This is a genomic window from Clostridium tarantellae (assembly GCF_009295725.1).
Taxonomy (GTDB): domain Bacteria; phylum Bacillota; class Clostridia; order Clostridiales; family Clostridiaceae; genus Sarcina; species Sarcina tarantellae.
This window is the reverse complement of the sequence record NZ_WHJC01000290.1, coordinates 1-4165: the sequence shown is the minus strand read 5'-3', so window position 1 is coordinate 4165 and position 4165 is coordinate 1. Positions and strand designations below refer to the sequence as shown.

5 protein-coding genes are annotated in these 4165 nt (G+C 21.8%); 1 reads left to right on the top strand and 4 read right to left on the bottom strand.

The features are described 5' to 3' along the window. Window positions 1-170: 170 nt before the first annotated feature. The 3 genes from GBZ86_RS13310 to GBZ86_RS13300 all read right to left on the bottom strand — a co-directional run bounded on the left by GBZ86_RS13310 (window position 171) and on the right by GBZ86_RS13300 (window position 1926). Window positions 171-368, bottom strand: a complete 198-nt coding sequence (locus GBZ86_RS13310) for a hypothetical protein (protein ID WP_152891414.1) — start codon at window positions 366-368, stop codon at window positions 171-173. A gap of 25 nt (window positions 369-393) precedes the next feature. Further along, window positions 394-1440 carry a protein rep gene (locus tag GBZ86_RS13305; RefSeq protein WP_152891412.1) on the bottom strand — a complete coding sequence of 349 codons (1047 nt, stop codon included), beginning with the start codon at window positions 1438-1440 and terminating at the stop codon, window positions 394-396. A 288-nt stretch (window positions 1441-1728) separates the two neighbouring features. Further along, entirely contained in the window at window positions 1729-1926 is a 198-nt protein-coding gene (locus GBZ86_RS13300; RefSeq protein ID WP_152891410.1) for a hypothetical protein, read from the bottom strand. 424 nt (window positions 1927-2350) lie between these two features. On the opposite strand from GBZ86_RS13300, the gene GBZ86_RS13295 reads away from it, so the two are divergent. Next, on the top strand, window positions 2351-3289 hold the full coding sequence (locus GBZ86_RS13295; protein ID WP_152891408.1) for a replication initiation protein: 939 nt from the start codon (window positions 2351-2353) through the stop codon (window positions 3287-3289). A gap of 182 nt (window positions 3290-3471) precedes the next feature. Here the strand turns inward: GBZ86_RS13295 and GBZ86_RS17310 are convergent. Beyond that, window positions 3472-4165 (bottom strand): hypothetical protein (locus GBZ86_RS17310; protein WP_170272258.1); only part of this gene is annotated, 694 nt, incomplete at its 5' end.

Genomic DNA, 4165 nt, shown 5'->3' with positions numbered 1-4165 from the left:
AGACCGGGGGATATCTCGGATTATATCATAATATTAAAAATATATTTGAAAAATTTAGAAATTTTGCTTATAAAACTAAAAATAGCATTTTTGCTTTATGCAAAAATGCTATTTGTCTACAAACTGAAAAATAAAAAAAGAAACTTTAAAAGTTTCTTTTTTTATTTTACTTAATCTAATCCCATTTTAATAAGATCTTTTGCAATTCTATCCATTAATTCGGCATCTATTTCTTTTTTTTGTTTATTTTTTACACAATCAGATCTTTTTCTTGAAGCCTTATAAATATCGGATAAAGTTTTATAACTAAAGTCATAACCTCTTTCTTGCAATTCTGCAATAAAAAATTTATCTATTTTTGCCATCATAATAAATTCCCCCTTTTTATTTAAACTAAATATATAAATCATTAATTAATGATTTGTTAACTTCTTCAAATTCTTCTTTAATTAATTCTCTTTTCTTAAAGATTTCATATTGTGTTTTATGCCAGTCATAATAAAGCATGTACACATAATTAATATTATCTTGTTCTTTATAAACATCTAATTCATGATTTTTATACATTTTATGAGCATCTTTAAAAAGTCCACCAAAAACCATTTCTTGTTTGCCTTTTAAAGCTTTATAAAATGTTTCAAATACTTGTCTATTAATTAAATAATCAGTATCTTTAGCAGAATACTTAGCTAACTCATAAACTTCTTTATAGTCATTTGCTTTTGATTTTCTAACATCTACTTGTGTTATTAACTCATTTCTAGTTGACTGTTTCCAAAGTTCAAGCCATTTTTCTTGAGTTATATATAAATCTGTTTTTTTAAAATATGTTTTGTTAACAGCTATGATTACATGAAAGTGAGGATTATAAGTATTATAATTTGGTTCTAAATCTCCTACTTTTAAACCTCTTTTTTTATAATAATATTTCTTTTGTTTCCATAGATCTTTAGTAATGTATTTTTCTTTTTGGTAAGTTACTTCTAGTTTTCTTATGTAACCTTTAACTACTTTTTTTACTTCTTTAAGTTTCATTAATCTTTCAAAAGATTTATTATATTCTTTTATAGAACTTTCTAATTCATCTCCAGATACATTAGGAGTTGTTAAAGTTAAAAATATAAATTCTTTATTTTCTTCTTTTCTTAAATGTTCCATTAAAATACTTATTTCTAAACTTTCCTTGCAAGATAAACGCCAGGAACACATAGGGCAAAATCTATTTTTGCAAAAATTACCTTTGTATAATTTTTTATTTTCCAAATTTAAATCTCCTAATAACATTAAAAAACTTCCACAATCTTTTATTAATTCTAGCATTTTTTTCGATATTAATGGTTGAATATAACTACTAAACTTAGGATTTTTCTTCTTTTTACCAGTACATTTTTCTAAAATTGCATCTTGTTTTATATTTTGTTTTTTGGTATTATTATTCATGTAATTTAATATTGAATTAAAAAAGGGTATAAAAATCCCTTTTAAAAAACTTGCTCCTTTCTAGGTGGTTTATGATTTTAGCTTGAACAATTAAAATTATAAAGTTTTCCCCCTGAAAAAGCAAGTTTTTTTTGATTTAAACATAGATAAATCAATGCTTTAGATAGGTTTTTTATAAATTCGAATAGTTACCGATAGTATTAAAGAAAGAAAGAACTCCTTTCAGGAGTTTAAAAATTAGCTTAAAATAAGCTAATTTTTTTTAAATTTTTTTAGCAAAAATTTAAATTATATATTTTCAAGTTTTTTATTAATTTTTAATAAGTTCATAAGTTCAGCTTTTTTTCTATATCCAAGAATATTAAACATATTTGATATATCTACTGACATCATTTTTTCGATCAAAAATACATCTTCTTTTCTAGGAGAATCTATAGTTCCCCATATTCCATTTTCTATCAATATAATTCTTATTAATTCTGACATTTTTAATTTTTACAATATTTAAATTCATTAAGAAATATTTTAACTGTTCTACTTATTATTATTGGACTTGATGAGCCAGAAACTTTTATAATAAACAAACAAACTAAACAAGTTGAATATAAATAATAATAAATTTTGTTATATTATTGATTTAATTGTTTGTTCTTGTTTATATATCTTGTTTATATATCTTGTTTATTCTTGTTTAAGAAGTCTTTAAACTTGCTTACAGTCTAGCTTTAAAAGTTTAACTGTAAGTAAAATCTGTGCAACTGTAAGTAAAATCTGTGCAAAGTGTAAGTAAAATCTGTGCAAAGTGTAAGTAAAATCTGTGCAACTGTAAGTAAAATCTGTGCAAAGTGTAAGTAGTATTATAATTTACTTACACTTTTGTGTTATAATATCTTTAGAAGGGAGTTATATTATGACATATTTAAAGAATAATTTAGTAAGTAAATCTAATGAATTAATAGAAAAGAGTTATTTCATACCTACAAAAGAACAAAAATTATTATTATTAGCGATAAGTATGATTGATTCTACTAAAGATGATGAATGTGGAAAAGTTACTTTTGATTTAAAAGAAATTATAGAATTATTAGAATTAAATCCTAGAAATTGTTTTTCAGATTTAACAAGAATAACAAAATCTTTATTATCAAGAGTTGTAGAATTAAAAACAAAAGACGGAAATCTTAGACAATTTCAATGGTTAAGTGAATGTTATTATGAAAATGGAAAAGTAGAAATGCTAATACATCAAAGATTATATCCTTATCTATTGCATTTAAAAGAACATTTTACAAAATATAAATTAGAAAATGTTTTGAAATTAAATTCTAAATATTCAATAAGAATTTATGAACTTATGAAAAGATTTGAATTTCAAAATGAGTTTAAAATTGATTTAGAAGAATTTACGTATATTTTAAAATGTCCTGAGTACAAATTATGGTCACAAATTAAAGTAAATATTATAGATCCGTCACTTAAAGAAATTAATATTAAAACTGATATTAATGTTATATATGAATCTATAAAGACAGGAAGAAAAGTAACTTCATTACAATTTAATATTAAACATAAAAAAAATAAAGTATCAACTTCTGCTGAAAATTTTAATTTTGAAAAAAATGAAATAGATAAACTTAATAAATTATATGGAGTAGATAAAGTTACAGAATGTATTGAATTAATGAAACTTAAAAATAAAAAAATAAATAACAATTTAAATTATTTAAAAGGAATGCTAGAAAATAAAACTATAACTCAACCACAAAAAATATTAAATTTTACTAATTATAATCAGCGAGAATATGATTATGACAGTTTAGAAAAACAATTACTAGGATGGGATGATTAATAAAAATTTAGGCTTGTTTTCCCTAAAGATAGAATAAATATAAATATATACGTGTCAATGGTGCTACGCACACCCACAGGGGCTTTAAAGCCATTGACACGTATATATTTATATTTAAATTTAGAAATAGGGAAACAAGCCTTTAATGTGTAATTATATTACCTTCTCTTTATTTTTAATTTTTACATATTAAATTCATATTTTTTTGCTTTTATTCTTTCTTTTTCTTTAAAAAACTCTCTATATTCAGGTAATATTTTTTTAAATCTTATAAATTCAGTTAATCTTTCTGCTGCTGCTGAATCTATTTTCAATTCTTCTTTTAATCTTTTTATTAATTTATTGTTTTCATTAACTATTTTATTTAGATCATTTACTTCTTTTTTAAAATTATATATTATTTCTTTATAATCTTGATTTATATTTTCTCTTAATTCTTCTTTTAGCTTTTTTCTTTTTCTTTCAAAGTTTACTTCAGCATAATTAAAAGATTTTATTTCACTAGCATAATCTTTTAATTTTTTATTTATATTTTTGTTTTCATTTTTCAAATTTTCATTTTCTTTAGTTAAAGTTATATTTTCATTTAATAAATTTTTGTATTCTTGTACTATTTTTTCATAGTCTTCTTGTTTAACCTTTATATTATCTCCTAGAATCGTTTTTGAAGTCTTTACAAGACTAATATCATTAATTTTATTTAAAGCTTGTCTATGAGCTTCTAAATCAATTTTAACATCATTTAATTCTTTTTCTACTTTTTCAAGGTTTTTAATTTTAAATTCATGAATATCTTTTATATTTTTTTCAGCTGTTTTTCCTTTTCCTCTAACGACATCAAAATTATTTTCTTGAAGATATTTAGGGAGTTCTGTA